Here is a 13,569-nt window from a genome sequence, read left to right as displayed (position 1 = left end):
CGGTTGGGACCGGGCCGCACCGGGCGGCATGGAGACCGCAGGCTCGTTCACCCCCGGCCGGCCTCCTCCTCCGGGCGCGGACCGGCGATGAACACGACCCGGAACTTACCGATCTGCACCTCGTCACCGTTGCTCAGCGTCGCCGCCTCCACCCGCTCCCGGTTGACGTACGTGCCGTTCAGGCTGCCCACGTCCCGCACCGTGAACGTGCCGCTGTCGCGGTGGAACTCGGCGTGCCGCCGCGACACGGTCACGTCGTCGAGGAAAATGTCACTGTCCGGGTGCCGGCCACTTGTCGTCACGTCGTGGTCCAGCAGGAACCGAGCACCGGCATTCGGTCCGCGACGGACCACCAGCAACGCCATACCCGGCGGCAGTGAACCGGACATCCGGCTCGGCACCACGTCGGTGTCCGGACCCTCGAGAACTTCGTCGAGCGAACCGAGATTGAGCGTCGACGTGACGTCGAGCGGGGGGAACTCGTCGTCTGGGCGCGTCATGGGACCACCTCACGGATCTGTTCGGTCGGCGTCGGGTAAATACCGGTCTTGGCCGCCGGGCTCAGGAACACCCGGCGGCTGGCTCCCCGGGCCCGGGAAGGCAATTCTCCACGACGCTCAACTATTTGGTTTCTCGGTCGACTGGGCGAGCCTAGCCAGCGCCGAAATGCAGGGCAACCGGACGCGCGGAGACACCGCGTGATCCGGTCGGAGGACTCAGCCCCCGATGACGTCGGCGTACCCGGCCGCGGTCAACAGACCCGCCACCACGCCCGGATCGTCCGGCCGGATCTCCAGCAGCCAACCCGCACCGTACGGGTCGGTGTTGATCACCTCGGGCGTGTCACCGAGCGCCTCGTTGCGCGCCGTCACCGTCCCGCTCACCGGCGCGTAGATCTCCGACACGCTCTTGGTCGACTCGATCTCGCCCAGCGGCTCACCGGCCGCCACCACCGCACCCTCGTCCGGCAACTGGACGTAGACGATGTCGCCCAACGCGTCCTGCGCGTAGTGGGTGATGCCGACCCGGACCGGGCCGCTACCGTCACCCGCCACCCACTCGTGCTCGGCGGTGTATCGCAGGTCCTCAGGAATCACCAGGCGCGTCCTTCGTCCTCGTACTGACCAATCGGCGCGCCGGGAGGCGACCCGGCGCCGCCCACCGGTCAGGAGACCGGACGGGCGTGTTCCAACGTGATCGGTTCGTGCAGCGCCGAAACCTCGGCGACCTCACGATCCTCGAAGCTCACGTTACCGCCGTCACCCTTGATCGATGCGGCCACCCCGCCGGGAATGTTCAAGGCGGTTCGCATCGTCGCCGGATCACCGATCACCGTGATCGAATACGGCCCGGTCATCCGCCGGCCGTCGACGACCAGGCCACCACCCTCGCCGTCCAGGAAATACGTCGAGGCGATAATCCGCACCGGCGACCCGACCGAGCCGGAAACCTGCATCGCCTCCGCGCCGGCGCCCCGCAGTTCCTGCACCGCGTCGAGGATCCGGCTCGCCGGGATCGGCTTGCCCCCGCCGGCGCTGATCCGGATCGTCAGCCCCGGTCCGGTCGCCGGCAGTGTGCCCGCCAGGATGCCCAGCTCGTCGGCGCGCCGCGCGGCCTCCTCCAGCGCCGCCTCGCGGCCCTGTGCGCCCGACGCCAACTGCCGCTGGCTGCCCTCCAGCTCGGCGATGTCCTGCCGCAGCCGGCTCTCCCGGGCGTCCAGGTCGGACAGGATCCGGACCAGGTCCTCCTGCCGGGTCGCCGACAGGGTCGGATCGGTCGACGTGGTCTTCAACTGCACCACCAGGGTGAACCCCAGCAACGCCAGCAACACCGCGATCATCACCGAGGCCGAACTCATCCGCTTCGCCGGCGTGGAGGTCGGCTCGCTGGCCGGCTCGGTGGTCGACTCGCTGGCCGACTCGACAGGCCGCGAGGTCGTCGGCGCGGTGATCCGCTCGGGACCAGCCACCGACGGCCGGCCCAGGTCGACCGTGACGTCGTCGCCGCCGGGCCCGTCGTCGTCGGAGCCGATGTCGTCCCGCCGCGGTGGGATGCGCAGCGGCGCGGTCTCGTCCGGGTCGGGGGAGTCGGGACGCGGGTCCGGCTCCTTCGCTGGCCCAGTGGGCCGGGACGGCCCGGTCGGTTCGGGCCAGCCGCTTCCGGTGCCCGTCTGCTCGTCGCTCATCGCCACCAACCTACGCCCGGAACAGGTGCCGGCGGATCGCCGCCACGTTCCCGAAGATCCGCACGCCCAGCACGACCACCACGCCCGTGGAGAGCTGCCCGCCCACCCCGAGCTGGTCACCGAGGTAGACGATCAGGCCGGCGACCAGCACGTTGGAGATGAACGACACGACGAACTGCTTGTCGTCGAAGATCCGGTCCAGTTTCGCCCGTACCCCGCCGAAGACCGCGTCCAGCGCCGCGACCACGGCGATCGGGAGGTACGGCTGCAGCCCGGCGGGAACCGTGGGGTCCAGATACACCCCGAGCACCACACCGGCGATCAACGCCAGCACCGCGATCATCGGTCACCTCCGGAAGGGCTGGGAGAGGACGTTCCCGGCCCGGACGGCCGAGGAACGCGGGAAGAGTCCGCCGACGGGGACGGGGACTCCGTCACCGGCGGCCTGGCGTACCGCAACTGCGAGTCGGTGGCCGCCTCCGGCAACGTCAGGTCCTCGGCGTCCCGCGACCCGAACGACAAACCGGTCTCGTCGGCGACCCGCCGCAGCAGCGCCGCGGCCGCGCTCGCCTCGAACCGGCGTCGCATCCCGTCCGGTCCGATCGCCGACACCTGGTACGGGCCGGTCACCGGCCGGAAGTCGACCAGGATCGCCTCACCGGCCGACCGGATCGTCGAGGTGGAGGTCAACCGCTGGTCGTTGACCGCGATCGCCTCCGCGCCCGCCGCCCACAACGCGTTCGCCACCAACTGAAGATCCCGGTAGAGCACCCGACCCGGACCGGGACCACCGGCGCCGGTGACCACGTCCTGGTTACCGGGGGCGTCGGCGAGCTGCACCACCACCCCGTCCCCCGGACCCGACCCAGTCCGGTCGTGGCCTCCAGGTCCCGCAGTCGGGCCGCCGCGCTACTGGACAGCGCCGCGTCCCGCTGCCGGGCAACCTCGTCCCGCAACTGCTCGGCGCGGAGGGTCAACCGATCGGTCTCCTCCTGCCGCTCCCGGATCTGGGTCACCAGTCCGGACCGGGCCTGGCTGCGGTCGGGTTCCTCCGCCACGGTCTGCCGGTACGCCACCGCGAACAGGAAGCCCAGCGCCACCAGCACCACCCCGGTGACCGCCCGGCCCGCGCGCGCCCGGGACGGTGACGGCGGGTTCGTCCGCCGTCGGGCCGCCGCGTCGGCGTAGCCCTGGTCGAGCGGGTTACGGAACAGCTCGGTGAGGAAGTCCGGCGTGAAGACCCGCTCGCCGCGACCGCCGCCGTCACGCGGGGTACCGGTCATCCCGCCGCCCCCTCGCGACGTTCGCGCACCAGCTGACCGGCCTGCACCACGTAGAACACCCCGGCCACCCAGTAGAGCACCAGCCCCCACCAGGCCAGCCCCCAGCCGATCGCCGCGGCGGCCGTCGCCACGGCCGGGGTGGTCGCCGCCAGCAGCAGGATCGGGAAGGCCGCCAGCAGCACGAACGTGGCCGTCTTGCCCACGTAGTGCACCGGCGGCGGCCCGTACCCGTACCGGCGCAGCACCACCAGGGCACCGAACAGCAGCAGCTCCCGGCCGAGCAGGGCGGCGGTGAACTGCCACGGCACCACCGCACGGGCGGTGAAGGCGAGCAGGGTGGCGAGGATGTAGAGACGGTCGGCGAACGGGTCGAGCAACTCCCCCAGCCGGCTCACCTGACGCAGTCGACGGGCCACCCACCCGTCGACCCAGTCGGTGGTGCCGCCGACGGCCAGCACCACGACCGCGGCGACGTCGGCCTCGACGACGAGGAACAGGTAGAGGAAGAGCGGCACGCCGAGCAGCCGGACGAAGCTGATCAGGTTGGGCAGGGTCCACACCCGCGAGCCCGCGTCCGTCGGCGGGTCGATGGACGGCTGGGCGTGTTCTGCCCCAGCCTGCCGACCCGACACCGGACCTCCCTCCGCGACACGGTCCGACGCCCGACCGGTGGTCGGGGCGCGGCGGAGGGACGTGGCGCGCTGCTCGGCCGGCGTTCGCCGGCACCCTCTGGCCCCGGGTGGGGCGTGACACGAACCCGGGCCCGTGGTCGTGGCGATCATGGACGTCGAGTTGCGGTGCCACTATATCCGGCCCCCGTCCGGTGTTCCTGGTGCCCGTCGCTCGCCGGGCGTGGCCGTGGGGCGCGGGTGTGGTCGGGCTCCCCGCGCCGCCGGGCGTGGCCGGGGGCACCGATAAGGTGGGACTCCCGGCGGTCACCGGGCCCTGGGACAAGCGGGTGTGAGAGGCCTGGTCAGGCCGTCCGGGCGGCGGAGTCGCGTTGCGCGGGAACCGGCTCGCCGAGCGCCGCGGCCTGCCCGAACGCCAGCAGCGCCAGCAGCAGCTCGTGCTGCGACCGGCTCGGCATCCGGTCCAGCACCACCTGCACCGCGCGGTGCCGCCGCTCCTTGATCTCCCGCAGCAGGTCCTCGGCCGCGGGGGTGGGCATCAGGTGGACCTCACGTCGGTCCCGGGGATCGGCCGCCCGGCGCACCAACCCGGTCGCCTCCAACCGGTCGCAGAGCCGACTCGCCGACGACGGTACGACGTCCAACAGCTCCGCCAACCGATTGACGTTGGTGCCCGGCCGTTCCGTGATGATCGACAGCACGCGGAGCTGGGTCGGCGGCACCGACACGCTGTGCCGGGAGGCGGCCGACTCCAGCACAGCGACGAGAGCCCCGGCCGCAGCCTCGACCGCCGCGGCCAGATCCGGAGGTCGCTCCACCCGATGTCCCCTGCGATTGTCCCGTCCGGGTCACCCCGCACGTACGGCTACTGCTCCGACCCGTCCCGGCGCGGGGTCCCCCGCCAGTCGAGGCACACGACCACCGCATCATCGCGCAGATCGGCGTCAGCGTGGTAGGCGTGCAGTTCGCGCATTACCGTACCAACCGCCTCGGCTGCCGGTTGCAGCCGTGTCGACCGCATCGCCCGAGCCATCACGCGTTGGCCGTACGGCTCCGAGCCGGTCGGGTCGGCCGCGTAGACCCCGTCGCTGACCGCGAACAGCCGGTCTCCCGGTTGCAGGTCGAACTCCTGCACGTCGTAGCGGGTGTCGGGGAACATGCCCAGGGGCAGTTGCTGTTCGAGGGGGATCCGCTCCACCGCCCCGGCCCGGGCCCGCAGCAGGTGCGGCGAGCCGGCGTCCACCGCCCGTACCCGCCCGGACGACACGTCCACCTCCAGCAGCAGCGTGGCCACGTGCCGGTTGCCCCGGTGCTGGTAGAAGATCGTGTCGGAGGCCAGCTCGGCCTGCTCCACGAGGCTGCCACCGGAGCGGCGGGCGTTGCGCATCGCGTTGACGGTGACCGAGGTCAGCAGGGCGGCCGACAGGCCGCTGCCCGTGCCGTTGAGCACCGTCACGGTCAGCCGGTCGGCATCGAGGGACCAGTCGAAGTGGTCCCCGCCGACGGAGTACGCCGGTTCGAGCTGCCCGGCCAGCAGGAACGCCGGGTGGCTGAGGCTGCATCCGGGCAGCAGGTCCCACTGCATCTCGGCGGCCAGGGTCAGCCGCTCCCGCCGCCGTGCCCGGCGGTACCGGTCGGTCTCCCGGTCGGCGGCGCGCAACGCCACCGCCAGGTCCCCGGCGACCTCCCCGGCCCAGCCGAGCAGTTCCGCGTCCGGTGGCGCGTCCCACTCCACCAGCAGCACCCCGAGTCGCTCACCCCACGCCGTCAGCGGCAGCCACAGTCGACAGTGCCCGTTCGCGGCGTCGTCGAGCACCGGCTCCTGACTGCGGAAACACCGCTGCGCGCCGCCCCGGTCGAGCAGCGGCCCGGCGTCGGGCAGCGTCGGGTCGAGCACCGGCCACAGGCCGGTGATCCGGTAGTCGGCGATGAAGACGTCCGTCCGCAGCGCGCCGGTCGACGTACGGATGACCCGGTCGGCGACCTCCACCAACCGGTCCGGTGGGGCCTGGCGTAACGCGCGCGACACCGATGGGGGCGCCTGCGGCATGGATTCCTCCGAGAAACTGTTGCCCTACGGCAAGCAAGCATACGGAGGGCGTCCCGGGCACCTCGCCCGCGGTCGTCACCCGGCCGGTTTGACCGCGACTGCCCCGTAGAACGCGTCGGGCACCACCTCGGGGGCGCCCTCGGGACGCCACCGCGCCACCGGCACGATGCCGTCGGCGGTCGGCTGCCACCGCCCGAGCAGCCCGGCGAACGACTCCGGCGCCCGCATCCGGAACGCCGGCCCCATCATCGCCAGGGCCTCCGGGTAGGCGGCGAGTTCCTCGGTGTCGAAGTCGATGGCGAGCCGGCTGCCCGGGGCGACCGCCGCGTACAGGTCGTCGAGGGTGCGGGCCAGGGTGGCGTCGTCGAGGAACGCGGCCAGCCCGAGGAAGACCAGCCCCACCGGCCGCTCGCCCCAGCCGGGCAGGAACCGCTGCCGCAGCGCCGGGTCGATGCCCGCCGGGTCGGTGGCGTCGCCGAAGCCGTAGCCCACCCGGTCGTGGCCGGCGAGCATCCGCTGGCCGATCTCGACGGCCACCGGGTCGACGTCGGTGTAGAGGACGGTGGCCTCCGGCACCGCCTCGTGGACGTTGCCCCGGGTCGGCACACCGGCCCCGAAGACCAGGAACGAGTCCACCCCGGCGTCGGCGATGTGCCGCACCGACCGGCCGAGGAAGGCCCGCAGCGACCGGAACACCGGCGCGCACGGCCCGTACGCCTGCTCGAAGGCGTGCGCGGCGGCCACGTCGACCGGGAAGTGGTCGCTCCCGCCGAGCCAGAAATCGATCATCCGGGCAGTACTCGGCACGCTCGGCTCGGCCATCGTTTCGTCCCCCTCCGCTGTGGTCGGCGACAGCGTACCGACCGGCGTCCTGGCCGGTATCGCCCCGGCGCGGCCCCCCGCTCGCGATACTGGGCCGGAGCCGGTGGGTCGGTCACGGCTCCCCCGCAGGCACCCTGGTCGGGCCGCTGCGGCAGGACGCTCGCGGAGGGAGAGGCGGTCGTGAACTCGGCGCACGACGCGGCGGTGGTGGTCGGGGTGGACGGCTCGCCGGCGGCACTGCGCGCCGTGCGACTGGCCGCCGTGGAGGCAGCCCGGCGCCACCGGCCGCTGCGCGTGGTGCACGCCTTCGTCTGGCCGCTGCTGCACATCAGCGGCGCGCCACCGGCCGGCGGGCCACCCGGCAGCGGGTTACGTCAGCAGGCCCGCCGGTTCGTCGACGAGGCCGTCGCACAGGCCCGGGCCGCCGTACCGGACCTGCCGGTCACCGGGGAGATCATCGACGGTGGCCCCGCCGCCGTGCTGCTCGGCGAGTCCGTCACCGCCACCATGGTCGTCCTCGGTGACCGGGGTCTGGGCGGGTTCACCTCGCTGCTGGTCGGGTCGGTGGCGATCCAGGTCGCCGGGTACGCCGACTGCCCCGTGCTGGTCGTCCGGGGCACCGAACGGACCACCGGGCCGGTGGTCGTCGGGGTGGACGGTTCCGAGCTGTCCCGGCTGGCCGTGACGGTCGCCGCCGAGCAGGCGGCGTGGCGGGACACCGGGCTGCTGGCGGTGCACGCCTACCGGCATCCGGCGTCCACCGGCCCCGGCGACATGCAGCCGCTGGTCCACGACGAGGCGGTCCTGCGGGGCGAGGAGGAGCGGCTGCTCGCCGAGTCCCTGGCCGGGCTGGGCGAGCGGTATCCGCATGTGCCGGTGACCCCGCAGGTGCTCCACGCCCGGCCCGGTCCGGCGCTGACCGACGCGTCCCGGCAGGCGCAGCTGCTGGTGGTGGGGGCACGGGGCCGCGGTGAGCTGAGCGGCCTGCTGCTCGGTTCGGTGAGTCAGTCGGTGCTGCATCACGCCGACTGCCCGGTGGTCGTGGTCCGGGCACCCGGCTGAACCGGCCGGGCGGCATGGCCGGGGGCGCGGCGGGTACACCGCGTACGCCAACGGCCACGACGACACGCAGGGAGGCGGGGGCATGCCGGGACCACGACCGGGCAGCAACGCGTACGACAAGGAACGGGCCCGACTGCGCAAGCTGGTCGAGGATTCCGGGCGGGCCGCCGACGACGAGGCCAACGAGGTCGCCAACCGGATCCTGCAGGAGGACCGGGGACAGCGGGGCGTGGTACGCGGCGAACGGACCTTCGGCCCGAAGGCCGAACGGGAGCCGGGTGACCCGAGATGACCGCCATGGTTGACGGGATGATCGCGGGCGCGGCCGGCACGGCCGCGCTCAACACGGTCAGCTACCTGGACATGGTGGTGCGGGGGCGGCCGGCCAGCAGCACCCCGGACGACACCGTCGACCGGCTGGCCGGGGTCGCGCACGTCGACCTCGGGGCGGACGGCCGGGCACCCAACCGCCGCGCCGGCCTGGGCGCGCTGCTCGGGTACGGGCTGGGCGTCGGCGCCGGCGCGGCGTTTGCGATGCTCGCCCGGCGACGTCGGATCGCGCCGACGGTGGCGGTGACGCTGCTCGGCGCGGGCGTGATGGCGCTGTCCGACGGGACGATGACTGCCCTGGGGGTGACCGACCCGCGCCGGTGGAGCCGCACGGACTGGCTGAGCGACCTGGTGCCGCACCTGGCGTACGGGGTGGCGGCCGCCGCCACCTGGTACCGGCTGCGGCCGCCCCGCCGGGGTTAGCGCCGGCGGTCGCTGTCGTCCTCGGCCACCGACTCACCGGACGGCCCGTACGGCGAGGTCTGCCCGCGTGGCACCGGGCGGCCCCGGTCGCCGGTGCGGGACCCGCCGAGCGGATGGCCGTTCGCACCGGGTCCCTTGGCGTCCTGCACCGCGTCGTTACGGGCGTTGCGCCGCAGCTCCGGCTGTTGTGGATTCGACACGGATGTCTCCTTCCGTCGGTGGTGCGCGGCGGGGTACGCCGCCGGCCACCGGTTACCCGGGCCCGGCGGGCCCATGCGGCCCGGCGCGACCAGCCGGCCCAGAACGGCCCGGCGAGTCCAGCCGGCCCAGGGCGGCCCGGCGCGACCAGCCGGCCCAGGGCGGCCCAGCGACACCAGCCGGCCCAGGGCGGCCCAGCGACACCAGCTGGCCCTGAACCCAGCCTGGCGGGGGTGATCGGCCGCGCTCCGGGTAGACCCCACCGGTGAGCGACGAACGCGCGGTGGCGCGAGCCCTGCTGCGCTGCCAGCCCCACACCTACGCCGAAGAGGCCGGGATCCGCCTGGCCGACCGGCCCGCCGCCCTGTACCAACTGCTGGTGCTGGCCACCCTGCTGAGTACCCGGATCCGCGCGCGGGTGGCGGTGGCCGCCGCCGGGGAACTGTTCGCCGCCGGGTGGCGGACCCCGCAGCGGATGGAGGCCGCCGCCTGGCAGGACCGGGTCGACGCGTTGGGACGCGGCCACTACCGCCGCTACGACGAGCGGACCGCCACGATGCTCGGCACCGGGGCCCGGCTGTGCCTGGACCGGTGGCGGGGGGACCTGCGGCGGCTGCACACCGCCGCGCACGGTGACCTGGCCGGGCTGCGGCGGCTGCTCACCGCGTTCCCGGGAATCGGCCCCACCGGCGCGGACATCTTCCTGCGCGAGGTGCAGACGGTGTGGCCGGACATCCGACCGTTCGCCGACCGACGGGCCCTGGCCGGCGCGGCCCGGCTGGGCCTGCCTCAGTCGGCGGCGGACCTTGCGGCGCTGGTCGGGCCGGCCGACGTCGGCCGGCTCACCTCGGCGCTGGTGCGGGTCGCCCTCGGCGAGGAGTCCGCCGCCGAGGTGACCCGGACGGCCACCGGCGGCCGCTGACTCGCCGCGCGGCTCACTTGGCCGCGGAGCCGCCAGGTCTGGTCAGGTGCCACACCAGCAGCGCGGCCGCCAGCGCCATGACGATCACCCCGTTCGAGACCCGACCCTCCGCGCCCGGGTCCCGCCCGGCGCTGCCGAAGTAGAGCACCACCAGGCCGGTCAGCACGGTGACGAACGTGCGTAGTCCTCGGTCCTTCACCCCATCGACATTAAGCCCCAAAATCCCGCAAAAGGGGTGTATCGGTGATGGTCACCCATCCGGGTGGCGGGTCGGCCCACGGGGTGACGCCGGCTTCCGCCGCGCCCGGCGGGTCACCGCCCGGGACGCGTCGGTGTCGCCCGGGCAGCCCGCCGCCACGTCCGCCGGCCGCACCCGCACCGCACGGATCGCCCGGTCGACCACCCGCACCACCTCCAGCGTCAGTCCCGGCAGGCACACCGTCTCCCCCGGCCCGCGTGGCACCTGCCCCAGACCAGCCAGGACCAGACCCGCCACCGTCGTGTACTGCCCGGACAGCGCCAGCCCCACCCGCACCCCCACGTCCGGCAGGTCATGCAGCGGGAAGTCGCCCGGCAGCAGCAGCGCCCCGTCCGGCTCCCGCACCACCGCCCGGACGTCCCGGTCCGTCTCGTCGTACAGCTCGCCGACGACCTCCTCCAGCAGGTCCTCCATGGTGACGATTCCGTCGACACCGCCCCGCTCGTCGACGACCAGCGCCAACCGCTCCCGCTCCACCCGCAGCCGCCGCATCGCCTCCGACACCGCCACCGAGCCGGGCAGCAGCAGCGCCGGTCGGGCCCGACCGGCCACCGTCGACGCGCCCGCCCCCACCAGGTCGCGGATGTGCACCACCCCGGCCACGTCGTCCAGGCCGCCGTCACCGGTCACCGGGGCCCGCGACCGGCCGGTCTCCGCCAGCCGGCGCATCCCCTCCGCCGGCGACAGGTGCCCCGGCAACGCCGTCACGTCCCGCCGGGCCACCAGCACCTCCCGCACGGTACGACCGGCGATGTCGAACGCGCCGGTGAGGATCTCCCGCTGCTGCGCCGACAGCCCCCGCTGGCCGGCCAGCAGTTCCCGCAGCTCCTCCTCGGTCACCTCCTCCCGTCCGGCCTGCGGGTTCCCGCCGGCGACCCGCACCAGCGCGTCGGTGGTCACGCTCAACAACCACACCGCCGGGCGCGCCACCCACGCCACCGCCGCCAACGGAGCCGCGCCACGCAACCCCCACCGCTCCGCCCGCTGCATCGCCAGCCGCTTCGGCGCCAGCTCGCCGACCACCAGCGTGACGAACGTCAACACCACGGTCACCACGATCACCGCCGCCGGCCCGGCCGCCTCCCCCAGAAACCCCAGGGGCCCCACCAGGGGACGCGCCAACGACACCGCCGTCGCCGCCGACGCCAGGAAACCCGCCAGGGTGATGCCCAACTGGACGGTCGCCAGGTACCGGTTGGGATCCCGGGCCAGCCGGACCAGCCGGGCTCCCCGGCCGCCGCTCTGCGCCAGTCGCCGTAGCTGGCCCTCCCGCAACGACACCAGCGCCATCTCGCTGCCCGCCAACGCGGCGTTGACCAGCACCAGCACCACCACCAGCGCCACCTGTCCCAGCAGACCCCCCACCCGCAACCTCCGCAGCCGGTCAGTCCCGCTCCAGGTCACCCAGCTCGATCGAGTGCGTCATCAACCAGCGGGCCAACGCCGGCATCCCGAACAGCCACACCGGTGCGGACTCCGTCGTCCCGTTCGTCGCGACGATCGCGAAGCGCAGGTCAGGAGCCTGGTACGCCTCGATCCGCCACCGGTGCAGCCGGTCCCGCCAGACCGCGGAAGGGTCCATGCGCCCACCGTAACCACCACGCCCGCCACCGGACCCGGCGAACCGGCCAACCGACCGGACGGATCAGCGCGACAGCACCGTCCGCGTGTCCCCCGGCAACCGGCGGGTCACCCCCCGGGCGTCCAGCAACTCCAGCAGCGGCACCGCCACCCGACGGGTGGTGTCCAACGCCTGCCGGGCCGCGCTGAGCGTGAACGGCTGCGGCAACCCGGCCAGCACCCGCGCCGCCTGCTCCACCGCCCCTGGCAGCAACACCACGGAGCCCGCCAACCGCAGCAGCGCCCCCGCCCGCACCGCCGCGCCGATCTCCCGGGGCCCCAACCCCAACTCCACGAGCCGGTCGGCCTCCGGCGCCCGGAACGGCCGCGACCGCAACTCCACCCCCAGCCGGTCCACCGCCCGCGCCACCCGCTCCGGCAGGGCCGACACCGGACCCGCCCCGACCCGGCCCGCGTGCACCCGCAGCGGAGCCCGCACCAGCGCCTCCACCAACGACCGCTCCGGCAACCCCAACCGGCGGCGTAGCACCTCCACCGGCACACCCGACTCCAGCGGATGCTCCGCCGCGTACCGGGACACCTCCGCGGCCAGCCGCGCGCCCAGCCGGGCCCAGTGCTCCGGGTCGGCCAGCCAGTCGCCGGCAACCGGCGCGACCGTCACCGGCGGCACCCCCATCCGGGCCAGGTCCCCGGCCCGCACCAGCCCCCGACGCCGTACCTCCCCCGCCGGATCGGCCCGACCGTCCAGAGCGACCAGCACCCCCGCCCGGGCCGCCGCCGCGCCCCGGCGGGCCAACGGCGGCGGCGCCACGTCCAGCACCGTCACCCCACCGGCCACCAGCCGCCGCCCCGGATCCCGCAGCACCGCCCGGTCCCCCACCAGCAGCGGCAACGGCCGGGCCAACCGCAGCCGGGCGGTGTCGGCGCCCAACGGCCGCACCCGCACCGGCACCGCCGCCGACCCGACGTGCAGCATCACCGACGCCGGCAGGTCCGCCACCGGCGCACCGGAGATCCGCACGTCCACCAGCTCGGTACGGCCGAACCGGTCCGGCGTCACCAGCGCGTCGCCCCGGGCCATCCGCTCCCGGGCCACCCCGCGCAGGTTCACCGCCACCCGCGACACCGCCGACACCTCGTCCCGGGCCACCCCCAGGCGGTGCAGACCCCGCACCCGCACCCGGCTGCCGTCGGCGGCCACCGCCAGCTCGTCGCCGACCCGCAGCCGTCCCGCCCGCAGCGTGCCGGTGACCACGGTGCCGCTGCCCCGCACGGTGAAACACCGGTCCACCCACAGCCGCACCGGCGCGTCGACCACCGGCGTCGGCAGCCGCGCCCCCAACCGGTCCAACGCCGCCCGCAGCTCCGGCAGGCCCGCCCCGGTCACCGCGCTGACCGGCACCACCTCCACCGCCCCCAACGACGTGCCGGCCACCTCCGCCCGGGCCCGCGCCGCCACCGGCCCCGGATCGGCCAGGTCCGCCCGGGTCACCGCCACCAGCCCGTACGCCACCCCGAGGGCGTCCAACGCGGCCAGGTGCTCCGCCGACTGCGGCATCCACCCCTCGTCCGCCGCCACCACCAGCAGCGCCGCCGGGACCGGCCCCACCCCGGCCAGCATGTTCGGCACGAACCGCTCGTGCCCCGGCACGTCCACGAACGCCACGGTCGTCCCCGACGGCAACGCCGTCCACGCGAAACCCAGGTCGATGGTCATGCCCCGGCGCCGCTCCTCGGCCCAGCGGTCCGGTTCCATCCCCGTCAACGCCCGCACCAGCGTCGACTTGCCGTGGTCGACATGCCCGGCGGTCGCCACCACCCACAT

General features: G+C 74.6%; 17 protein-coding genes and 1 pseudogene. 4 read left to right on the top strand and 14 right to left on the bottom strand.

Annotated features, from left to right (window positions below):
- Positions 1 to 47 precede the first annotated feature (47 nt).
- From odhI to GA0074692_RS08375, 9 genes and pseudogenes are all read right to left on the bottom strand, one after another.
- Positions 48 to 500, bottom strand: a complete 453-nt coding sequence (odhI, locus tag GA0074692_RS08415) for an oxoglutarate dehydrogenase inhibitor Odhl (RefSeq protein WP_088983909.1) — start codon at positions 498 to 500, stop codon at positions 48 to 50.
- A 216-nt stretch (positions 501 to 716) separates the two neighbouring features.
- The gene (gene gcvH, locus GA0074692_RS08410) at positions 717 to 1,097 is read right to left on the bottom strand and encodes a glycine cleavage system protein GcvH (RefSeq protein WP_091641329.1); all 381 of its coding nucleotides are present in this window, start codon (positions 1,095 to 1,097) and stop codon (positions 717 to 719) included.
- Between the two features lie 68 nt (positions 1,098 to 1,165).
- Complete coding sequence (locus GA0074692_RS08405) at positions 1,166 to 2,185, bottom strand: DUF881 domain-containing protein (protein ID WP_091652974.1); 1,020 nt, start codon at positions 2,183 to 2,185, stop codon at positions 1,166 to 1,168.
- A gap of 10 nt (positions 2,186 to 2,195) precedes the next feature.
- Positions 2,196 to 2,528, bottom strand: a complete 333-nt coding sequence (locus GA0074692_RS08400; RefSeq protein ID WP_088983906.1) for a small basic family protein — start codon at positions 2,526 to 2,528, stop codon at positions 2,196 to 2,198.
- A pseudogene (locus GA0074692_RS08395) lies at positions 2,525 to 3,468 on the bottom strand (DUF881 domain-containing protein). Before GA0074692_RS08395 ends, GA0074692_RS08400 begins: the two are co-directional and overlap by 4 nt.
- A complete protein-coding gene (gene clsA / locus GA0074692_RS08390) occupies positions 3,465 to 4,058 on the bottom strand; it encodes a cardiolipin synthase ClsA (RefSeq protein ID WP_091652971.1) in 594 nt (197 codons plus the stop codon). Before clsA ends, GA0074692_RS08395 begins: the two are co-directional and overlap by 4 nt.
- Positions 4,059 to 4,441: 383 nt before the next feature.
- Positions 4,442 to 4,915, bottom strand: coding sequence for a MarR family transcriptional regulator (locus GA0074692_RS08385; protein WP_091641326.1), 474 nt, complete (start codon positions 4,913 to 4,915; stop codon positions 4,442 to 4,444).
- A gap of 47 nt (positions 4,916 to 4,962) precedes the next feature.
- On the bottom strand, positions 4,963 to 6,147 hold the full coding sequence (locus GA0074692_RS08380) for a PP2C family protein-serine/threonine phosphatase (RefSeq protein WP_091641323.1): 1,185 nt from the start codon (positions 6,145 to 6,147) through the stop codon (positions 4,963 to 4,965).
- A 75-nt stretch (positions 6,148 to 6,222) separates the two neighbouring features.
- On the bottom strand, positions 6,223 to 6,969 hold the full coding sequence (locus GA0074692_RS08375; protein ID WP_091641319.1) for an SAM-dependent methyltransferase: 747 nt from the start codon (positions 6,967 to 6,969) through the stop codon (positions 6,223 to 6,225).
- A 180-nt stretch (positions 6,970 to 7,149) separates the two neighbouring features.
- Here GA0074692_RS08375 and GA0074692_RS08370 point away from each other — a divergent pair, with 180 nt between their 5' ends.
- The 3 genes from GA0074692_RS08370 to GA0074692_RS08360 all read left to right on the top strand — a co-directional run bounded on the left by GA0074692_RS08370 (position 7,150) and on the right by GA0074692_RS08360 (position 8,784).
- The gene (locus tag GA0074692_RS08370) at positions 7,150 to 8,031 is read left to right on the top strand and encodes a universal stress protein (RefSeq protein WP_091641316.1); all 882 of its coding nucleotides are present in this window, start codon (positions 7,150 to 7,152) and stop codon (positions 8,029 to 8,031) included.
- Positions 8,032 to 8,113: 82 nt separating this feature from the next.
- The gene (locus GA0074692_RS08365; RefSeq protein ID WP_091641310.1) at positions 8,114 to 8,323 is read left to right on the top strand and encodes a phosphatidylethanolamine-binding protein; all 210 of its coding nucleotides are present in this window, start codon (positions 8,114 to 8,116) and stop codon (positions 8,321 to 8,323) included.
- Positions 8,320 to 8,784 (top strand): hypothetical protein, encoded by a 465-nt coding sequence (locus GA0074692_RS08360; protein ID WP_091641306.1) that lies wholly within the window; start codon positions 8,320 to 8,322, stop codon positions 8,782 to 8,784. The genes GA0074692_RS08365 and GA0074692_RS08360 overlap by 4 nt, the downstream gene beginning before the upstream one ends.
- Here GA0074692_RS08360 and GA0074692_RS08355 read toward each other — a convergent pair.
- Entirely contained in the window at positions 8,781 to 8,984 is a 204-nt protein-coding gene (locus GA0074692_RS08355; protein ID WP_091641301.1) for a hypothetical protein, read from the bottom strand. The two genes, GA0074692_RS08360 and GA0074692_RS08355, sit on opposite strands and share 4 nt — an antisense overlap.
- Positions 8,985 to 9,247: 263 nt before the next feature.
- Between GA0074692_RS08355 and GA0074692_RS08350 the strand changes: the two genes are divergently transcribed.
- Positions 9,248 to 9,904: a hypothetical protein gene (locus GA0074692_RS08350; RefSeq protein WP_091641298.1), complete on the top strand. Its 657-nt coding sequence runs from the start codon at positions 9,248 to 9,250 to the stop codon at positions 9,902 to 9,904.
- Between the two features lie 13 nt (positions 9,905 to 9,917).
- Here the strand turns inward: GA0074692_RS08350 and GA0074692_RS08345 are convergent, their stop codons facing one another.
- From GA0074692_RS08345 to selB, 4 genes are all read right to left on the bottom strand, one after another.
- Positions 9,918 to 10,103, bottom strand: coding sequence for a hypothetical protein (locus tag GA0074692_RS08345; RefSeq protein WP_091641294.1), 186 nt, complete (start codon positions 10,101 to 10,103; stop codon positions 9,918 to 9,920).
- 51 nt (positions 10,104 to 10,154) lie between these two features.
- Positions 10,155 to 11,528: a hemolysin family protein gene (locus GA0074692_RS08340; RefSeq protein ID WP_176738353.1), complete on the bottom strand. Its 1,374-nt coding sequence runs from the start codon at positions 11,526 to 11,528 to the stop codon at positions 10,155 to 10,157.
- A 19-nt stretch (positions 11,529 to 11,547) separates the two neighbouring features.
- Positions 11,548 to 11,745, bottom strand: coding sequence for a hypothetical protein (locus GA0074692_RS08335; RefSeq protein WP_091641291.1), 198 nt, complete (start codon positions 11,743 to 11,745; stop codon positions 11,548 to 11,550).
- A gap of 63 nt (positions 11,746 to 11,808) precedes the next feature.
- Positions 11,809 to 13,569, bottom strand: a complete 1,761-nt coding sequence (gene selB, locus GA0074692_RS08330; protein WP_091641287.1) for a selenocysteine-specific translation elongation factor — start codon at positions 13,567 to 13,569, stop codon at positions 11,809 to 11,811.

The organism is Micromonospora pallida, from assembly GCF_900090325.1.
Taxonomy (GTDB): domain Bacteria; phylum Actinomycetota; class Actinomycetes; order Mycobacteriales; family Micromonosporaceae; genus Micromonospora; species Micromonospora pallida.
Note: the sequence above shows the minus strand (reverse complement) of the source record. Positions and strands in the feature narration are given on the sequence as shown.